14 protein-coding genes are annotated in these 21,200 nt (G+C 30.9%); 11 read left to right on the top strand and 3 right to left on the bottom strand.

Translation table 4 applies throughout. From position 1 onward, the window contains the following. Positions 1-37 precede the first annotated feature (37 nt). The 9 genes from HLA87_RS03420 to HLA87_RS03380 all read left to right on the top strand — a co-directional run bounded on the left by HLA87_RS03420 (position 38) and on the right by HLA87_RS03380 (position 7,168). Positions 38-715, top strand: coding sequence for a potassium channel family protein (locus HLA87_RS03420; protein ID WP_171111964.1), 678 nt, complete (start codon positions 38-40; stop codon positions 713-715). A 177-nt stretch (positions 716-892) separates the two neighbouring features. Then, on the top strand, positions 893-1,324 hold the full coding sequence (mraZ, locus tag HLA87_RS03415; RefSeq protein ID WP_171111962.1) for a division/cell wall cluster transcriptional repressor MraZ: 432 nt from the start codon (positions 893-895) through the stop codon (positions 1,322-1,324). Continuing rightward, the gene (gene rsmH, locus HLA87_RS03410) at positions 1,324-2,226 is read left to right on the top strand and encodes a 16S rRNA (cytosine(1402)-N(4))-methyltransferase RsmH (protein WP_171111960.1); all 903 of its coding nucleotides are present in this window, start codon (positions 1,324-1,326) and stop codon (positions 2,224-2,226) included. Before mraZ ends, rsmH begins: the two co-directional genes overlap by 1 nt. A 21-nt stretch (positions 2,227-2,247) precedes the next feature. Beyond that, on the top strand, positions 2,248-3,402 hold the full coding sequence (locus HLA87_RS03405) for an MAG3720 family protein (RefSeq protein WP_171111958.1): 1,155 nt from the start codon (positions 2,248-2,250) through the stop codon (positions 3,400-3,402). Between the two features lie 12 nt (positions 3,403-3,414). After that, positions 3,415-4,524, top strand: coding sequence for a cell division protein FtsZ (locus HLA87_RS03400; protein WP_171111957.1), 1,110 nt, complete (start codon positions 3,415-3,417; stop codon positions 4,522-4,524). Positions 4,525-4,661: 137 nt separating this feature from the next. Then, complete coding sequence (locus tag HLA87_RS03395) at positions 4,662-5,366, top strand: 16S rRNA (uracil(1498)-N(3))-methyltransferase (RefSeq protein ID WP_171111955.1); 705 nt, start codon at positions 4,662-4,664, stop codon at positions 5,364-5,366. 4 nt (positions 5,367-5,370) lie between these two features. After that, positions 5,371-6,201: a bifunctional DNA-formamidopyrimidine glycosylase/DNA-(apurinic or apyrimidinic site) lyase gene (gene mutM, locus HLA87_RS03390; RefSeq protein WP_171111953.1), complete on the top strand. Its 831-nt coding sequence runs from the start codon at positions 5,371-5,373 to the stop codon at positions 6,199-6,201. After that, positions 6,191-6,424 carry a Smr/MutS family protein gene (locus HLA87_RS03385; RefSeq protein ID WP_171111951.1) on the top strand — a complete coding sequence of 78 codons (234 nt, stop codon included), beginning with the start codon at positions 6,191-6,193 and terminating at the stop codon, positions 6,422-6,424. Before mutM ends, HLA87_RS03385 begins: the two co-directional genes overlap by 11 nt. Before the next feature lie 135 nt (positions 6,425-6,559). After that, a complete protein-coding gene (locus HLA87_RS03380) occupies positions 6,560-7,168 on the top strand; it encodes a variable surface lipoprotein (RefSeq protein WP_171111949.1) in 609 nt (202 codons plus the stop codon). A gap of 88 nt (positions 7,169-7,256) precedes the next feature. On the opposite strand, the gene rpoC is transcribed toward HLA87_RS03380, so the two are convergent. The 3 genes from rpoC to HLA87_RS03365 all read right to left on the bottom strand — a co-directional run bounded on the left by rpoC (position 7,257) and on the right by HLA87_RS03365 (position 18,056). Beyond that, positions 7,257-11,657 carry a DNA-directed RNA polymerase subunit beta' gene (gene rpoC / locus HLA87_RS03375; protein WP_171111947.1) on the bottom strand — a complete coding sequence of 1,467 codons (4,401 nt, stop codon included), beginning with the start codon at positions 11,655-11,657 and terminating at the stop codon, positions 7,257-7,259. Next, the gene (rpoB, locus tag HLA87_RS03370; protein WP_171111944.1) at positions 11,650-15,273 is read right to left on the bottom strand and encodes a DNA-directed RNA polymerase subunit beta; all 3,624 of its coding nucleotides are present in this window, start codon (positions 15,271-15,273) and stop codon (positions 11,650-11,652) included. The genes rpoC and rpoB overlap by 8 nt, the downstream gene beginning before the upstream one ends. A 365-nt stretch (positions 15,274-15,638) precedes the next feature. Then, positions 15,639-18,056, bottom strand: a complete 2,418-nt coding sequence (locus HLA87_RS03365; protein ID WP_171111942.1) for a hypothetical protein — start codon at positions 18,054-18,056, stop codon at positions 15,639-15,641. A 286-nt stretch (positions 18,057-18,342) separates the two neighbouring features. On the opposite strand from HLA87_RS03365, the gene HLA87_RS03360 reads away from it, so the two are divergent. Next, positions 18,343-19,173, top strand: a complete 831-nt coding sequence (locus tag HLA87_RS03360; protein ID WP_171111940.1) for a deoxyribonuclease IV — start codon at positions 18,343-18,345, stop codon at positions 19,171-19,173. A 123-nt stretch (positions 19,174-19,296) separates the two neighbouring features. After that, positions 19,297-21,198, top strand: a complete 1,902-nt coding sequence (locus HLA87_RS03355; RefSeq protein WP_171111937.1) for a hypothetical protein — start codon at positions 19,297-19,299, stop codon at positions 21,196-21,198. Positions 21,199-21,200: the final 2 nt, after the last annotated feature.

Here is a 21,200-nt window from a genome sequence, read left to right as displayed (position 1 = left end):
AAACTTAATATTTATTCACACAAGCAAGGAGATTAAAATGCCAAGAAAATCTATACAGAATATCTGCGTTATCGGAGCAGGGCGTTTCGGAGAAGCAGTCATCAGACAACTTCTTACAATGAAGGTTTCATTACTAGTAGTAGACAAAGACGAAGCAAACCTAAAAATGTTTGCTGATTTAGTTGATAAATTAGTTGTCGCAGATGCCGCTGATACCAAAACCTTAAAAGCTTTAGGGATTAATGATATGGATATTGTTGTTGTAGCTACTAACGACAATATTGAAATAGTCGCTGCTCTGACTGAATTAAAAGTTGACAACATTATCGCAAGAGCTAAATCAGCTCGTCACGCTAATGTTTTACAGCAAATCGGAGTTAATGTAATTATTCGTCCCGAACAAGAAGCGGGAGTAAGAACTGCTCTTTTAGCTGCCAACCCAAACTTTGCTAAATATTCAAAAGGTTTACAAGAATTAGGAGATGGGTTTGTGATGGGTACTTCTTTACTAACTAATCCTTCACTAATTAATAAAACAATTAAGGAATGTAAATTCGTCGAAAAAGGTGTCAGCATCGTATTAATAAAACGTGGAGCCCAAAGCATCCTACCAAATGGTTTTAGTGTCTTGCAAGCCGGTGATATCATCACAATATTAGGAAAAGTACACGATGTTACACACGTTTTTGGTTTAATGAACAAAGTAACTAAGTAATTATCCTCCACTTTTATGGAAAATTCCACTTTTTATAAAAACTCGTTTTTCAATAAAAAAACTAGCTGAAAAACGAGTTTTTATTTTTTTTATTTTTTTTGTTGCAAAATTATTGAAATTTTATTAAATAACATACGTGAATAATGTAAAATTGTGGTGGATAGTGGAGGAAAGTGGATGTACGGACAATATCAAAGAAGTGTTGATTCAAAAAATAGAATTGCCTTACCATCAAAATTGCGTGATGCGTTAGGTAGCAAGTTTTATTTGACTATTGGCATGGAAAATGTAATTGAATTACGGAGTGTTGAAGAATTCGATAAATTAACCGCGGATTTAACTTCGCAAAGTCTTTATGATAAGAATGCGAGATTATTGAAACGTTGATGGTTGGGTAACACCCACGAAATTGAACTTGATTCTCAATCACGTTTCGTTATTCCAAAATCTATTCTTACCAAAGGCGCTATCCAAAAAGATGTAGTCTTCATTGGCGTTGGTGACTCTGTTGAATTATGAGCTACCGAAATTTATGAAGAATACGAATCAAAAATGAGTGTTGAAGATTTAGAAATGGCTGCCCAAGCATTGGCGCAAAGAGTTAAATAATGCACCATGAACATTATTCAGTTTTATTGCATGAAACTATAGAAGCCATCAATGTTAAACCAGACGGCATTTACGTTGATTTAACATTAGGAATGGGCGGACACTCAAGCATAATTCTGCCAAAACTTACCACAGGTCGTTTGATCAGTTTTGACAAAGATGTTTTTGCGATAGAGAAAAGTCGCGAACGTTTAAGCAAAATCGGTCATAATTTCACACTAATTCATTCAGATTTTCAAAATATTACTGACGAATTAGCAAAACTTGGAATCGATCATGTAGATGGCATTATTGCAGACTTAGGAATTTCTTCACCACAAGTTGACAATAGCCAAAGAGGTTTTAGTTACAACAAAGATGCTAAACTAGACATGAGAATGGACCAAACTCAAACCCTTGATGCTCATTACATTATTAATAATTATGATGAGGATGAACTATGTCGAATCTTGCACGATAACGCAGAGGTTAAGCTTGCTAAGCGAGTTGCGAATGCCATCATTGCAAATCGACCTATTGATACCACATTACAATTTGCTGATGTAATCAGATCTAGCTTGCCAGCTAAAATTGTAAAGGCCAAAAATCCTTGCAAAGCTATATTTCAAGCTATTCGTATCGAGGTAAACAATGAGCTTGGTTCGTTACAAAAAATGCTAGAACAAAGCATAAAATTGTTAAAACCAAATTCATCTTTGGCAATAATTACATTTCATTCGGTAGAAGATCGCATTGTTAAACGATTTTTCGGTAATTTAACAAAATCAAAATTACCTGTTAAAATGCCGATTTTAGAAAAGAAAGAATTCGGAGTCAAAGTTATTGACGCATCAAAAAACGAATTAGTTGAAAACAAGCGCTCAAGAAGCGCTAAACTAAGAGTTTTAACCAAATATATTTAAAAATAGATAAAGGAGTGGCTTATGAAGAATTTTTTAGTAACTTTTCAAATAAACAAAGAATTCGTACAAGCTAGTGTTGTAACTAATACATCACTGGGTTTTAGCACACTCCTAAATATTTCGAAACGTAACAATAATTTTACTGATTTGGTGTGTTTAATTGATGAAATAAAGCTTTTTATCAATAAAAACGTAAACACTAAAAAAAGCAAAATTAAATATTCATTAATAATTCAAGATGCATTGTTTGACGTTCAAGTTCTCTATAATTCTCATTCACAAAAACTAAACGGAAAAGTAGAAAATGAACACAAAACAGTCTTCGATGAATACTTAACTACATCTAGAAATAATCTTGACTATTACACATTAAATTATGCTCCATACATGTTTGAAGTATTAAATAATAGCGAAAATAAGAAATATGCTTTTTTTCCAGCAAACAAATTGGGACAAAAACTAATTACTTACTATAGTCTGGTTTTAATCAAAAGAAGTGATGCTAATTTTACAAATATTTTGAACCTATTCAATAGTAAAAATATTGAATTAAGTCAAATTATACTAGAATCACAATCTTTAATAACTAGTCAAAATAAGAAGACTCATTCGGTATTAGTACAAATGAATTTCAATATAATTTCTATCACCGGATTCTTCAATAGTATCGTCTTATATAAAGAAAATAAATTGTTAAATTTCAATGAAGTATTTAACAAAATCGGACGTAGTTTAAATATGAGTAAAGATATGGCTTCTGCATATTTTAAAGCAGTAATCGCTAATTGAAAATATTATTCAACGATACAAGATACTGCGTCGACTGAATCAATAATTTTCGGAGTATGTGAAAAAATGCTTCATAAAATCATTGATGAAATCGAAAAACAGCATCAAATCCACTACAATAAAGAACAATATGTTGAATACGTCGTTTCAGGTTCACAAGCTGGCTTATTGAAACATCTAATGGCCAAAGAAAAACAATATAATGTCAGCACATATGAACAAATTCCAGTCGAACAAAATATCTTGCCAGCAAGTCACTATGGCGCTTGTTTAATGGTGGATGAAAAAATAAATACAAATTTAATTGAAACATTAAATGATATTGATGATTTTAAACAAAACAAAAATGTATTTCAAAAATTTATAAGCCTATTTAAAAATGCTTAGAAAGGAGTCAACATGGATTTGAATACCAAAAAAATTACAATTAAAGTTATTGGTATTGGTGGTGCCGGTGGAAACATGGTTAACTCACTAGTAGATGAAAATCTAGAAAATGTTGAACTCTTTGTTGCAAATACAGATAATCAAGATTTGATTAAAAACCGAGTAGAAAATAAAATTCAACTAGGTAATGATACAGCAGGTCTTGGTACCGGAGGTAACCCAGAAATTGGGGCCCAGTGTGCCAATGAATCATTGGAAGAGCTAGATAAAATAATTAATAATACTGATTTACTAATTTTAGTTGCCGGTTTAGGTGGCGGGACAGGTACCGGGGCTACTCCGGTGATTGCTGATTACGCCAAAAAACACGGAATATTAACATTAGCAATCGTAACAACGCCTATGGAAGAATTGGAGGGAAGTCGTATTTGCGCTGTGGCTAGTCATGGCCTTAGAGAAATAAAAGACTCTGTAAATTCTTACATGGTAATATCAAACGAAAAGCTGATGAAACAAAATATAAATCTCCCTTTAACAGCTTCATTCCAACAAGCAAACATCTGCGTACGTGACACAATCGAATTAATTAACTCAATAGCAAATTCAACTGGCTTTATAAATATTGATTTTAACGATATTAAACAAGTTTTATCTAAGGGTGGAAAAATAACAACCACCACTGGAAAATGCAATGGTGATCAGCAAATACAAAAAGCAATGGATTTGGTTTCAAATTCAAATCAATTTGTTGATAAACCACAATCTTTTGGAAGCATCATATTACATTTTCAAGTTGGAAAATCAACATCGTATGGTGATTTATTAACGTTAAAAAAAGAAATTTTAAATCATTATGGAATTGATGAAACGGTCGATACTCAAATGGGAATTGACAACGTTATGAAAAATGATTCACGTGACGAATATTTCAAATTTAGCATTATATTAACTGAATCAAATGATAATAAAGTTAATAAACTTGAACAAGATACATCAATAAAAACTGATTCACTTGATGATGAAATTAATGAAATTACAAGCGGAATAAATTTAATTGGTGATAATGATATCAATACAACATTCGAAAATTCTAATAACACTGATCCTCTTCCAGAATTTTAACTACTGGGTGCTTAAAGGCATCCTTTTTTATTGCATTTTTTAGTAAAAAATATTTAAAAATGACTATATATGCTTTGGTTGTGCTTTATTTTTGTTCTATTTTTTATATAATTAAATTTAAATCTAAAGGAGATAAAATGCATAGATTTTTTGTTAATGAAAAAATAGGTAACACATTTAAACTAGATGACCAAACATTGCACCATATCAAGGTTGCTCGTCTTAGCAAAGACAATTTTTTAATAAACTTTCAAGGTGAATTTTATGAATGCCAACTTGAAACTGATACAAATTTAGCTCGAATCATTCGTAAGATTAATATAAACCATGAATTTAATAATAATTTGATTTTAGCTGCCCCAATAATTAAACCAGAACGTTTTGAATGAATGTTAGAAAAAAGTGTTGAGTTGGGTGTAAAAAAAATAATTCCTATGATATCTCAATATTGCAATCACAAATTAATCGATTCTAGTTTTAGTGATAAAAAATATATACGGTACCAAACAAAAATAAAAGAAGCAGCTCAGCAATCCTTTAGAAATATTATTCCCGATATAACAAAACCTCAAAAATTAGAACATATTGTTAATGAGTATTTAAACCAAAACTACACAATTTATATTGCTTTAGAAACATTGGATAATTCATTACAAACTAATTTTCTGGTAACTAATTCAGTAATGATAGCTGGACCGGAAGGCGGATTTAAAGAAAACGAAATTGAATTTATCATGAAAATAGCAAGCACAAATGAAAACATTAAATTAATATCGCTAGGAGCAAGAATATTGCGTGCCGAAACCGCCGCCATTACAATGCTTGCTAAGGTAAAGGAGTAATACTATGCCAGAAATGCCAGAAGTGACTACAGTAGTTAACGCTCTTCGCCCAATAATAAGTAATCAAACAATTAATAAAGTAGAAATTTATAAAGATAAATTATTTCAAAATTGTACTTCTCAAGAGTTTAAAAATTTTGTTCAAGGAGAAACAATTAAAGATATTTATAATCTTGGTAAGCACATTATTATCGAACTTAAAAATGAATCATTTATTTTAAACCATTTACGAATGACTGGTAAATACGCTTTTTATCAAAAATATCACAAACCAACTCTGCACGATCACGTTGTTTTTAACTTGAGCAATGGATATTTATACTTTAATGATGCTAGGGCTTTTGCTACTTTCCATATTAAAAATAAAAATGAATTAATGAGCACAAAGCCATTATGTGATTTGGGAAAAGTTCCTGATGAAATTGATGTAGATTGACTTTTTGAAAAAGTTAAAAAACGAAGTGTTTCAATCAAAAATATATTATTAGATCAAAATTTAATTTTAGGTATAGGAAATATATATGCTAACGAATCATTATGAGAATGTCAATTGCATCCTTCAACACCTGCTAATCAAATTAATAAAATAAAATTAATTGAACTAATAAAATCGGCGGGGCAAATTATGAAACACGCAACTGAATTAGGCGGTTCAAGCATTCAATCGTATTCTTCGCTTAATGGCAAAAAAGGCGAGTACCAAAATTTATTAAAAGTACATAATCGTGAAAATTTAAATTGTTATCGATGTGATAACAAAATACAGAAATATTGAGTAAGTAAACGCGGAACATATTATTGTCCACAATGTCAAAAGGAGAGAAATGATTTATAGTATTGATTTGCATGGCTTTTCAGTAGAAGAAGCAACTAGTCGCATTTTGCTTGCGTTACAGTATGCAGAAGAACAAGATTATGACTACCTAGACATAATCACGGGTCATGGAACAGGAGCAATGAAAGTTACTGTTGAAAACCTTTTAAATGAAGAAAACTATGATTACTCAATCATTCGTGATGGATGCTATCGAGTCTTAATTTACGGCACTTTTAGATAAATTATGTGAAAATGTCCATATTGTTTTCGCAATTGAGTCAAAATATACTGTTAAATTCTTCTAAATCTTAATAATTAAAATATTTGTAATAAAATATATACGAAATATTTTTAAATATTATTAATAAGGAGAGATATGAAAAGAAAATTATTCTTAATGCTAGGGGGAGTGGCTGCTTCAATGACAGCAATCCCAGCTATGGCTGCTTCTTGTGCCAAAAAAGAAACACATAAAAATAAAGATGAAGATAAAACCACAACTCAACTAGTAACAATGTTAGAAGAAAACAAAAAAGCTAAAGATGAACCAGTTGATAAAAAATCATCAGCACAATACCAAGACATGTCTGATATTGATTTAACAACATTTAAATTAACAATCGTTGAACCACTAACCGAAGATAATATCGGAGAGCATAATCATAATAAACAAGTATTTATTAATACTTTTAAAGGCGAAACTAAAATTATAGGTAAATCAACAGGCAAATCAATAGGTAAATCAACAGGCAAACCATGAGAAGGACCTACAATCGCTACAATGATATTGCCTGATAAAATTTCGCTAGTTAATGCGGATAAACCTCTATATTTCAATAAAAAAGATAATTCAGCAAAAGGTAGTGGTTTCATTACAGTTGTAAAGGACACTAACGGATACTTAGCTAAATTTAGATTATTCAAATACGATAAAGGTGGAAACCACAAAGTTTCAACCGCTGTATACTCAATGTATATAAAATAATTAGAATTTAAAACATCGGAATTTGCTTCTGATGTTTTATTAATTTGAATTAAAAAAATCAAGCATGATTATTAATGCTTGATTTTAATTATTCAAATTCGTGTTCAATGTCTTCTGTAAAGTTATCTTCAACTTGTTGAACGTCTAATTCAGAAAAGATTTCATCTAGGTCAGAATTAACTAAATCTAAGTCGACAGTAGCAAATTTTTCTGTTATGTCTTCGTGTTGAGGATCGTATTTCATTGAAAAGTATGATCTTGGGTCACGAATATCGTATTTTTCTTTAGCTTCAAAATTGCTATTTGTACCAGCAGGGATTTTGTGTCCTAGAATAATATTTTCTTTTAGACCTTCCAATTTATCTGTTTGGGCTCCGATTGAAGCGTTAACCAAAATTTTGGGAGTTTCTTGGTAAGAAGCTGCAGCGAGGAATGAGTCAGAAAGAAGAGGAGTTTGTTTAGCACCTTTAATTTTAACTTCTCCAAATGGAGGTTTTTTACCTTCTGCTAACAAGCGAGCTGATTCTTTTTGGAATGCAAAAATATCCACTAAAGAACCTGAGAAGAATTTAGAATCTCCAGTATCTGTAATCATCACTTTTGACAACATTTGACGAATAATAATTTCGATATATTTATCTGCAATTGAAATACCTTGTAGACGATATAGTTTTTGAACTTCTTTTAATAGGTAATTTTGTACCGCTCTTGTATCAGCGTATTTTAATAAATCACCTAAAACGATAGGACCTTCAACAAGTTTTTGTCCAGGGATTAATTTATCACCTTCTTTAACAACAATTCTACGATCAGCTTTGGTTTCAAAATCAAAGATTTCTTTTTCGCCTTTATCATTTAAGATTTCAGCAGTAATTATTTTAATATTTCTATTTGTAATTTCGGTTGGAGTAGTAATAGAAATTACTTTACCATAACCAGGAGCAATAATTGCCGGTCTACCCCATGGTGAGTCATAGGCGTCAATAAGTTCCATCAAACGACCGAAACCACCCGTAATATCTTCAACCCCTGCAACACCACCAGTGTGGAATGTACGCATGGTTAGCTGTGTACCAGGCTCACCAATAGATTGAGCAGCAACAACTCCGACCGCTTCACCGATGTTAACAACACGGTTTAAAGCTAGGTCTTTACCATAACATTTTTTACATACACCATTGCGTGTGTAGCAAGATAAAACAGATCTAATTTCAACGGCTTCAACACCAGCTTTAACTATTCTGTTTGCAATTTCTGGAGTAATTAATTGATTTGCAGCAATAATCACTTCACCAAATTGGTCTAAAACAGGTTTGTTAGTAAAGCGACCTTCAATTCTTTCAGCCAATGATTCAATAACTGTATTGGTTTTTGAGTCTTTAATATCTTTAACAACGAAACCGTAGTCAGTACCACAATCAACTTCACGAACTACAATACCTTGAGCAACATCGACCAAACGACGAGTTAAGTAACCTGATTTTGCTGTGTTAAGAGCAGTATCGGTTAGTCCTTTACGAGCCCCGTGAGTTGATGAATAAAATTCGTAGGCTGTAAGACCTTCTAGGAATGATGACTTAACTGGGATTTCAACTGTTGAACGAACGACACGTTCGTTTTCAGCGTCGGCTTTAAGGATTTTAACGTTGTTGTTCATTAAACCACGCATACCAGCTAGTTGAACGAAGTTACTTGAGTTACCACGCGCTCCAGATGTAAACATCATAAATAGAGGGTTATGTGGGTCAGATTTAGTAACTTGTTTCAGTTCATCTTCAATAGAATTTTTAATTTCAGCTCATTTTTTGATTGAAAGTGAATATCTTTCGTCATCTGTCAACATACCTTCTTCAAAAAAGGCTTTTAATCTTTCGATGTATTCTTCACCTTCTTTAATTTTATCTTTGGTTGTTGGTAAGGTAATAACATCGCTAACGGCAATAGTTGTACCTGAAATTGTTGAGAAGTGGAAACCTAATGATTTAATTTTGTCAAGAACACTAGCGACAACATTAGTATATTTAAATCAAACAGTTTCTAATAATTTTGTGTAATCATTAATGGTTCATAAAGCATCCTCATTGTTTTGAGTCATAGTAACTTCATATTGAATTTTGTTAAATTCTTCAATAATGAATTTAGTTAGAATTTCGGCATGTGAGGCACTGATATGTTCACCATTATAACCTTTTAATACAGCACATTTTTCAAAGATTTTATCAATTTCGTCTTTGTTTATTTCATTTAAAACGCCTGCTAAATCTTCCATGCAAACAACACCAACATATTGGTCATAAACTCTACGAACAATTTTGGCAATATCTTTTTTAGATAAAGGTAGGTTAATGTCCATTTTTGCAATATGTTCTGGGAAATTTGTACCTTTTGGCAATAAGTATCTTGATAATTCGTCTCCATTTGCAGAAGTGTGAACTATTTCTTTACCTTCAGGAGTTGTGAATTTACCAAAAATGAATTCAAAAGAATTTGGAAATGCACGGTTAAACATGAATTTACCAACTGTAGAAACAATGTAAGAATTTTGTTCAGAAGCATTGATTCATTTTTTATTGGCTTGTTCAATAGGTAAAACAACTCTAGTATGAACACTAACAGCTTTATTTTCATATGCTGTAACCATATCTTCATATGTTGAGAAGAATTTACCTTCGCCTTTTGCGCCGGCTTTTTCCATTGTTAAGTAGTATAAACCTAAAATCATATCTTGACCAGGGTTGATAATAGGCTCACCATCTTTAGGCCCTAAAATGTTTTTAGAAGCTAACATTAATTCGCGTGCTTCTCGAGTAGCTTCAGGACTAATTGGTACGTGAACAGCCATTTGGTCCCCATCAAAGTCCGCGTTAAATGGAGTACATGAAAGTGGGTGAAGTTTAATGGCTTTACCTCTAATTAGAACTGGTTCGTAAGCTTGAATACTTAAACGGTGCAATGTAGGCGCACGGTTCAATAGCACTGGGCGACCTTCAATCGCTTTTTCCACATATGGTCAAATGATAGGGTCTAGGTTTTCAACGGCTTTTTTACCAGATTTGATTGAATTTATATTGTTTTTATCACATTTGATTAATTCTCTGATAATTCAAGGTTCAAATAATTTAGCTGCCATTTCTCTAGGAATACCAACTTGGTGCATTTTAAGTTCTGGACCGACAACAATAACTGAACGCCCTGAATAGTCAACACGTTTACCAAGCAAGTTTTGACGGAAACGACCTTTTTTACCAGTTAATGCATCAGAAATGGATTTAAATGGTCTCCCATCTTTAGATGCAACAGGATTAGGTTTTTTACGAGCATTATCAATTAACGAATCCACCGCTTCTTGAATCATACGATACTCATTTTGTTTAATCAACATTGGAGCATCTGTTTCCTCTCATTTTTTCAAACGATTGTTTCTAATAATAATACGACGATAAAGTTCATTAATATCACTTGTTGAATGACGACCACCATCAAGTTGAACTAATGGACGTAAATCAGCAGGAATAACAGGTAAGTTATAAATTAACATTGATTTAGGATCTTGACCTGATTTAATAAATGAGTTAATTACAGTTAAACGTTTATATAGTTTTGCTCTTTCTTGAATTTTAGCATTAGCTGATGGGTTTTGAGCAATTTGCAAGTTAATTTCAGCAATTTCTTCTTCCAGTTTTGCTGCTTCCTCTTTTGGATCAACATGTTCTAGTAAGTATTCAATTGCTTTTGAACCAGTTGAGATACGAGCATCAGAATATTCGTGAATAATATCATTGTATTCATAGAAGTCAATACCATAATCTTGACCCATTTTTGATGTTGCTTGTTCTTTTAAGTCTTCAATTGCTTCATCAATAATTTCGTAAGCTTCAATATCAAATTCATCTTCGCTATTAGGATCAAATTTTTCTTTCAGTTCTTTCAATGCTTCATAGTAAACAATAGCGGCATCAGAAATATCAATAATTGCATTCTTTTTAAGCGCTTTCAATCCACCATCTTCCAAAACAATGTGAGATTTATAGTAGATTAATTTTTCTAATTCTGATTTAGTTACTGATCTATTTGAATTAGCAACTTTTAAACCTAAAAGTTTTGAAATAATTGAGTGGTCAATTTTAAAGAATCAAAAGTGAACAACAGGGTTTTTAAGACTGATGTGTCCCATTCTGCTTCTACGAGTGATTTTAGGTAGAATTTTTGGTTTGTATTTAACACACATTGGTGTACGAATACAGTCTGTATTTTCGTCACTTCTTTTGTATTTTGTATTACATACTGGACATTTATAGTCAGTAGTAGGCCCAAAAATAATTTCGTCAAATAGACCATCACGTTCAGGTTTGTAGCTTTTGTAATTAATGGTTTCAGGTTTTGTAACTTCACCATTTGATCAAGATGTAACATCTTTATCGGTTGCTAAAGATAAAGTAATTTTATCGATTAACAATTTTGTTTCATCTTTATTTTGAAATCTACTCATTAAAACCTCCTATATTTGAATCGAAGTGTTGAATTGATAAATCTTCATCATCAACTTCCACGTGATCAATATCTAATTTCATGCCTAAACCTCTTAATTCGTATTTAAGCACATTGAATGATTCTGGAACTCCAGGTTTTGGTAATTCTCTACCAGATGCTAATGCGGCATAAAGTTGGTTTCTGCCATTAATATCATCCGATTTATATGTCAATATTTCTTGAAGAATATTAGTTGCACCATAAGATTCAATAGCTCATGTTTCCATTTCACCAAATCTTTGCCCACCATTTTGCGATTTACCTCCAAGAGGTTGTTGGGTAATAAGTGAGTATGGTCCAACACTACGAGCGTGCATTTTATCGTCAACCATGTGGTTAAGTTTCAACATATACATAACACCAACTGAAACTGGATTATCAAATTTTTCACCTGTTATCGGATTGATTAAGGTTTGTTTACCAGTTGCGGGTAACCCTGCTTCTTCAATAACATCATAAATTTCTTCTTTTTTAATACCATCAAATACACGGGTAACAAATTTTGTTTTTAAGCTTCTAGCCGCCATCCCTAAGTGAATTTCTAGTACTTGACCAATATTCATACGAGATGGAACCCCTTGTGGGTTTAACATAACATCTACTGGTGTTCCATCTTCTAAGTGTGGCATATCTTCTTCAGGTAAAACGATTGAAACGACACCTTTATTACCATGACGTCCACTCATTTTATCACCGACTTTGATTTTACGTTTAACCGCAATTGAAACTTTAACAATTTTATCAATACCGTCTTCTAATTGGTCTTTATTTTCACGACTTAAAATTTCAACACCTATAACAGTACCACCATGTCCATTTTTAACTTTTAATGAAGTATCCTTAACTGCTTGTTGACGTTGTTGAAGAACTGCTAACAATAATTTTTCTTCTTGTGTTGGGTTATCATCCCCTTTAGGACTAACTCTACCAACTAAAACATCACCGGGGGCAACATCGCTGCCAACACGAACAACACCATGTTCATCCAAGTGACGAGTTGAGAATTTCGACACATTTGGAATATCAGCAGTTAATTCATCATCACCAGCTTTTGAGGTTCTAAATTGAACTGTTTGTTCTTCAATATGAATTGATGTAAAGACATCATCTTTAACTAATCTTTCATTTAAAATGACAGCATCTTCATAGTTATATCCATTATAAGTTGTGAATGCAACTAAAACGTTTTTACCTAGTGCTAATTCACCATCTTTAAATGATGAGCCATCAACCAATAAATCTCCTTTTTTAACTTCTTGACCTTCTCTTACAAGTGGTTTTTGGTGAACAACTGTATCTTGGTTAGAACGTTGGAAGTTTTTAAGGTTATATGTATCAATGCCTTTTTTATCATTTCTAATTTTAATTTTCTTGCCATCAACAAATTCAACAATACCATCGTTACGGGCAACGAAGTTACCTGAAGAGTATTTAGCGATTTCAGCTTCAATACCAGTAGCAACAAATGGGGCTTCAGTTTCTAATAAAGGTACTGCTTGACGTTGCATGTTGGCACCCATAAGTGCACGGTTGGCATCATCATTTTCAAGGAAAGGAATACATCCAGCAGCAACAGAAACCATTTGGTTTGGAGCAACTTCAATAAAATCAATTTCATCAGCAGTACCAATTTGATATGTGTAGTTGTGACGAATTGTTAATTGAGGGTCGATAATTCTATTATTTTCATCAACCTTAACAGTTGATTGGGCAATTTTGTAACCCATTTCATCAGCTGCTGTTAAGTAAACAGGTTCAGAATAGTCGACAATACCATTATCAACTCTAAAATATGGAGTTTCTAAAAAACCGAATTCATTTACTTTAGCATATGTGGCGAAGTTTAGAATCAAACCAATGTTTGGTCCTTCAGGAGTTTCAATAGGACAAATTCTTCCGTAGTGAGTTGCATGAACATCACGAACCTCAAATTGAGCAGTATCACGATTAAGACCTCCGGGTCCTAAAGAAGTGATACGTCTTTCATTTGATATTTCAGCAAGAGGGTTAATTTGGTCCATAAATTGTGAAAGTTTTGATGAGTTAAAGAATGTTTTCATTTGGTTAGAAATTAGCTTGTTGTTTGTAACATTTTTAGGACTAACTTTGTCGGGTTCTTTAGCACCCATTCTTTCACGAGTTGTTTTTTCCAATTTAGATAGACCAACTTTTAAGTTATTTTGAACTAATTCACCTAACGAAACAATACGTTTGTTTGTTAATGCATCTGGATCATCATCTTGACCAATACCATCAAGTAAATTAAAGTAGTAGTTAATTGTAGCAATTAGGTCTGAAACAACCAAATGAGTTTCGACCGCTTTAGGATCAGTACCAATAACTCTAACTGGTTCTTTTCCTTTTTCCATTCATTTCTTACTTGGATAAACTTTAATAGAAATTATTTTATCTCTTCTTTTCAATGATGAATTGGCAGGATCGTTAAGTAATTTAGCATAAACAACTTCAGGTTTAATACATTTAAGTTTTTCTGAAGGTAATTTACCGTTATTGAAGTTTCACTGAATTAATACAGCCAATTTGTGAGTAATTGTTTCACCAATCTCTAAATTAATTTCTTCACCGTCTTTGTTTTGGATTGTTAGCGGTTGTGCCAAAATAGTTCCCGAAATACGGTCAACTAAATTTAACTTAATGTTTAACATATAACGGCCAGTTTGACTTAAATTATAGTGTTTTTTGTGGAATAAAAGTCCTGGGATTAAGTTAGAAATAGATTCATCAGAAACACGATCTCCTTTTCTGATAGTTCTAAATAAATCGTCTTGACAATTTTTGATAACTTCTTCGTGTGATAAGTCAGTTGTTAATTTCTTGTCTTTTTTAATAGATTCTTCTAAAACATCCGATTTCCCGAATAAATCATAAATATCTTCGTGAGTTAAACCAAGCGCACCTAAAAATGTAATAATATTGACGTTTTTGTTTTTATCAATTTTAATTTTTACACTGTCAGGGTTTTTTGACGTAACTTTGTGCGAAATTTCAACTCATGAACCTACACGAGGCAAGATTTCAACTTTGTTAAATAAGTCATCTGATTGTTTATTACGAACACCACGACCAAAATATGCCCCAGGCGAACGTATTAACTGACTAACGATAACTTTTTCACTACCATTGATGATAAAACTACCACCAGAGGTCATTAATGGGATTTCACCTAAAAATACAGTGTCTTCCTTAACCAAACCATCCGATGTGGTTATAGCTTTAAACTTACCATACAATTTACCTGCATAGTTTGTTCCTTTTACTTTCGCTTTCGTAACTTCATCATATTCCTTGGCTGGGATTTCTAAAGTAGCACTATTGTGAATGTATTCAAGTGTTACTCCTTTGTTCGATGATGAAATTGGGTAATGTTCTCTAATAGCTTCTTCAATACCAGATTTTTTAAATCATTCAAAAGACTCTTTTGATGTTTTCAAAAAGTCTTGAACTTCATAAATATGTTTGGTTACTGAATAATCTCTACGTTTAGTCCCCGCACCAAATTCGGTTACTTTGTATGGGTATTTGTTAACGTATTTTTTTGTAACTTTTTCTTCCATAAAAACTCCTTTGTTAATGTGATATAATACTACTGCAAACTTACTTTAAGATTATGTGTAAGGCGTAATTAGCAAATATATTAATATTGTATCACTTTAAAAATTTAAAGTAAGTAGATTTGTATTTTTTCTTAGCGCATTTTTGCGCTAATTTTATTTTTACGAAAAATACTGAATTATAATTCATTTAGAGAAAAAACAATTTTAATGTACTGAGTTAGAAAATTTGGAAAAATTAACTAAATTATTGATTTTTTTAAAAAATTTCAAAGTTAATTAAGGAGTTAAAATTTATAAAATTAAGTTTTTATCTTATAAATTCAATGAAAAAAGCACCTAATTTAGGTGCCTTAAATTACATAATATTATGCAGTTTTAAATCCTTCTAATTCAACAAATTTTGTAAAGGTACTTATTGCGCTGCCTTTAATTCTGATTGAACATTTAAAGAACAAGTGACCAGGTTTTTTTGAATTCGTTCTTAGATCATCATAATCAATTATTTCTCATTCATCATGCAGACCTTGAACGTTAACATTTTGCTTTAATAATTCTTTATTATCTTTTATTTGTTCTACGGTGTAATTTTGGATGTTTTTAAATGTAAACTTAACAGTTTTATTTTTGTATAAATTAGTAAAATCTAAGTAAAGTTTTGCTTTTTTAGCTTCCGTTTTAACGTCTGATTTGTTTTTATTAGGAGACAAAATTTTAACTCTTACTATTCCGACTCTGTTTTCATTATAAGCGGCTTTCATGGTATTGTTAGCAGCATTATTCTTTTCACAAATAACCATTTTGGCAGTTAAAATCCCATTTTCATTTCTAAAATCAGTGAAAGCAAATGCTGTAAATTGAATGTATTTATTATTCACTAAATATGGAGTGTTTTTAAAAAATACATTATTTGAAGTTAAATTATTATTTTCATCAAATTTATATATTTCTCATAAAACTTTGTTTGCAGAATTGCTTAATAAATTATCATATGTTTCTTGATCGTCAACATAAATTGTGTCGTTTCCAGATTCATTAAAATGTTTATAAATTGGTAGGATATTTGCTTTGACTGATAACGATTTTGGCTCTAGTTTTTGAGCTTCATTGTCAACGTAATATTCAGATTTAATTTCGGGTTCATAATTAATGTCAACCGTAGCAGTAGGAGCTTCAATATCTTGAATAGCTTGTTTGTTTTTTGCAAGATTGATTTTATTTAATTTGTCTACACCTAACTCATCTAAATTAATTTTAATTTTTTTGTTTAATTTTTGGCGTGGTTTTGCTTCGGTTGGAACATAATCTTGGAAACTTAATGATAGTTCAATATAAAATGTTTTATCGTTAGTTTCTTCATTTTTTTCAACCGATAAGTTTCCAAATTCATATAGTAAATCATTATTCTTAGTATCTAATCAAAATGACTTATTATTTAGTTTTTGATTCATTGATTTATTGATATAAGTTCTATCTTTGCTGAAAAATGGATTTACAAATTCAATTTTATTTAATTCGTTAGTAAGGTATTCATGTTGTTGTTCAGTGGTCATATTGTAGGGATTTATTCCACGTTGGAAATCCGGTTTAATCTTTGCTTCTTTTTCTACGTAAATAGAATTATTCACAATCGATGAAGCTTTAACTGTCACAAACATTTCGTCGTTGCTTCTACGAAGGTTTTTTAATTCATATTTATAAACTTTATCATCAGAATTATTCACTACAAAATTAGGTTTATTATTGTAATCAAATATTCCGTTAGACTCTGTTAATTGTGTATTTTGGTCAAATGTTTTAACAACAATATTGTATGCTTTTATATTAGCAAATTTAATTTCTAATTTAGCAATAGAATTTTCTATTTCTGATTTGGCTTTTGACTCTAGTTCTAATATTCTTGGGCTTTTCTTAAAATTTTTAATGGTTTTAGACACATTTTTGGGCGACACGATGTCAGTGCCTGAAATTTTCAATTTAAATATTATTGTGTAATCATAATACTGGTCTTCATCGTTTTTCACCGCTTTAAATTCCGCCAATTCATAACCATCGGGTATGATTTTAACAATTTTACTTTCATCAGCATCACTAAGCAAAACATTCTCGGCATCTGGATAAGTGAATGTAGTATTTTCTTCTGCTTCTGTTAGTTTTTTCATTTTTTCAACAAGTTCTTTAGATAATATTTTACCTAATGTTTTCGTGCAAATTTCTGAACTGAAAATGTGATTTCCATCCTTAAAATATTTAGCTAATTTGAAACTAACAACAATGTCATTAGATTCATTAACAGACAACTTAATTTTAGAACTAATCTTGTTACTTCCATCTGAGGATTTGTAAGTTGGATTATCTGGGTTGGCCAATTGAATATTCTTTGCTTCAATATCGTTAGTGAATTCTCCGAAATCTAACAACGGACTATATTTTTCTTGCGTTCAATTAGGGAAAGTTCCTTTTGGAACGCTAATGATAACTTTTTTTACTCTATCATAGTAAAAATCGTCTCCTCTAGATACCGATTCATAGAATTCTCCAGAGTTTTCTTTATTTATTTCTAAATTTGTCTCAAAATCTTGAACAAATTTGTCTAATTCATTAGTTTCTCCAGTGGTTTCCCCGTTATTTATTGGTTTGTTTGGTTTGACAGGTTTATCTGGAGGAATAACTTCTTTTCCTCCATTGATTTGTTTTGGTGTATTACATTGCGCTGAAATAGCAATAGTTGTAACTCCACTTAGCAAACCTAAATTTAATAAAAGTTTCTTAAATTTTAGTTTCATTTTTTCTCCTTTTTTTTGTTTCCGAATTTATGATATCTTTTTTTGGTAGAACCTCATGTTAAAAGAACAAAAAATATGAAAAAAACATATATTTTGTGGAAATAATATTTTTTTATTTGATTTTGATGATCAAACGCGATAATGCTAAGTTAAACAAGATTTTTTGAAAAAACGAATAAATAAATAAATAAATAAATAACAAAAACATAGAATAAAGATTAATTATTTATCAATTTCAAACTAATATTTATTGATAAAATAAGGAAAATTAAAAGGAGTAGCAATTATGATTAAATTAGGTTCACACGTTCAGTTTAAAGCACCAAATTATTTAGTTGATTCAGCCGAAACAAGTATTAATAACGGTGCAAATTGTATGATGATTTATGTTGGTCCACCCCAAAGCACAAGACGGATTTCAAAAGAACAATACAAACTTGATGAATATATTGAACAATACTCAAATATAATAAAACCTGATGATGTAGTGGTACATGCTCCATACATAATAAATATGGCTTCGCCAGAAAAAGGTGATTTTGCTGTTCAATTTCTAATTGAAGAAATCAAAAGAGTTGACTACATTGGTGCTAAATATCTCGTTTTACACCCAGGTGCACACACAACTTTTGATGTAGATGTTTCTATTGAAACTTTATGTAATAATTTGCAAAAAGTTATAGATGCCACCGAAAACGTAATTATTTGTTTGGAAACAATGTCGGGTAAGGGTACTGAAGTATGTAAAAACTTCGAACAAATAAAATACGTAATAAATAAATTAAATAATGAAAGAATCCAACTGTGTCTTGATACATGTCATATTTGAGATGCGGGTTATAATATAAAAAATTATGAAGATTTCAAATCTGAATTGGTTAAATTCAACCTATTAAAACATATTAAAGTTATCCACTTAAATGATTCATTGAATGGACTTAACTCACATAAAGATCGACACGCAAATATAGATAAAGGGCATATTGGGTTGCAAACATTGTCTAGATTTGTTCACGATAAAGATTTCGATAACATACCAATAATTTTAGAAACACCTTGAACAGACAATGGACCAATCTATGATGTTGAAATCAAAATGCTTTTAGACGCAAAATAGCGTCTTTTTTTTACTAATATACACAAATTACAGTGTAATTCGTAATCAGTATAATCGTATTCAATGATTTAAATTATTTACTTATTAATATATAAATATTATTAAATGGTTATAATTTAAATTATGAATATAAATAGAAGCACTTTTAAACCTACTCCAAAACCATATTTTGCAAAATTAGAGCGCAAAACAAAGAATGAAATTATCGCCACCAAAACCTTGAATATCGGTCTTGAATTTTTAAAATTTTTATTGTTGGTGTTAGTTACCACATCATTTGTACTAGTTCAATACAGTGACAGTATATTCGGAAACACAAACGTAAATAGTTTCTTTAAAAAAGCATATCTATATACAATTGGTTTATCCTTCGGGGATTTAATTATCTTTTTTATGGTTGGACTAATAATTTCATTAATTATCAATTGGACTGAAGCTTCTATGAAAAAATATTACTGTTTTTGGTTACGCACTCATTCCAAAGTTGATTATTGAATAATTCGTAAAAGATTAAAAATGTTTGTGTGAATAACTCTTTTAGTTGTTGCAATAATTTATCATTGAGCATTGTTATCACAACGAAGTATTTCTAGTTTAACTCTCTACACGACAGATGATATGAAAAATATATTCATACAGGGTTGATATTACTCATTCACTCAAGTTAATAAAGAACTAAATTTACCTAATGCTACTCATAATATAGGAGTATTCGGGGATACAATTCTTAATGTATTACATTGCATATGTTTAGGACCATGAATAATTGCAACATTATTAGTTATATTAGTTTTATTATCATGAATTTATTTATTACTATTAAATCCGAAAGAATATTTTAAATACTTATTGGGCAATAATGATATATTCAAAGTTCGCAATTATCTTAAGAAACCAAATTCAGTCTTTTATTACACGCCTGAAGTGAAACGCTATTTTTCATTTTTACTAGCAGCAGCTAAAACATTAGAAATCAACCCCGATTCATTGAGCTTTAACAAACTTATTAAATTAGTTAAAAAGAATATAGCTGACATAGCCGCAAACCCTTTAACTTCAGAATATTTTGTAAACCCTAACTCAAGTAAAGCAAAAATTGAAACTGATGAAGAAAAATTTGAGAAATTTATAAACGAAAAATTGATAAATCAGCAAATTCAAGATAATATAGAAAATCCAGAAACACTAAATGAAGAAATAAATGTTGTTCAATCTGAAAATTCAGCTCAAATTGATATGGGCAACGAAACAGTATGTCATGAAACAGATAATCTTTCACAAAACACAAACACAATTCAACAAACCGTGTTAAACGAAATACCTACAACCGAAAATATTACTGATATTAACTTAAATGAAGGTAATTTTACAGAAGTGAATAATACTGTAATAACCAATGACGATTCAACGTATACCATTGTAAATACTACTGAAAATGAAAATTTACAAGAACACGATAGATCATGTATTTTTGATGAAAACAATGACGAACATGAAGAATTAATAATTGATAAAACAATTGAATTAAGAAGTGTTGACACAGACGAATTACAAAACCAAACAGTATTAACTAATATTGATGCAAAAGGAGCTACTCAAACAAACTCTATTGAATTAAATATTAATAGTGAAAACAAAACAGTAAGTGATAACTTAATTAATAACAGCATTGATGCGTCCAAGGAAACAAAGGTAGTTAACAAGCCAAGTTTTGTATTGCTTGAAGATACAGAAGAATTAAAGCAACCAGAAGAAGAATCAACCAAAGAAGCAAAAAATATTGATAAAAAAATAGGTTTTATAACAATTGATACTGCTGAAATAGGAACCAACACAACTCTAATCTCAAAAATCGATAAAGACGAATTAAACAAAAATAATCGGATTTGAGGACCACAAGAAGGATTTATTTTTGACACTTCAACATTTGAAATGCCATTAACACCTAATGAACAACTCGAAAAAACTCAGCAAATATTGCTTGAAGATGAAGATGACGGTACATGAATAAATCCGTTTGAATAGGA

Source organism: Mycoplasma miroungigenitalium (genome assembly GCF_013008635.1).
Classification (GTDB): Bacteria; Bacillota_I; Bacilli_A; order Mycoplasmatales; family Metamycoplasmataceae; genus Mycoplasmopsis; species Mycoplasmopsis miroungigenitalium.
The sequence above is the reverse complement of the archived record's forward strand: the minus strand, read 5'-3'. Positions and strand labels throughout refer to the sequence as shown.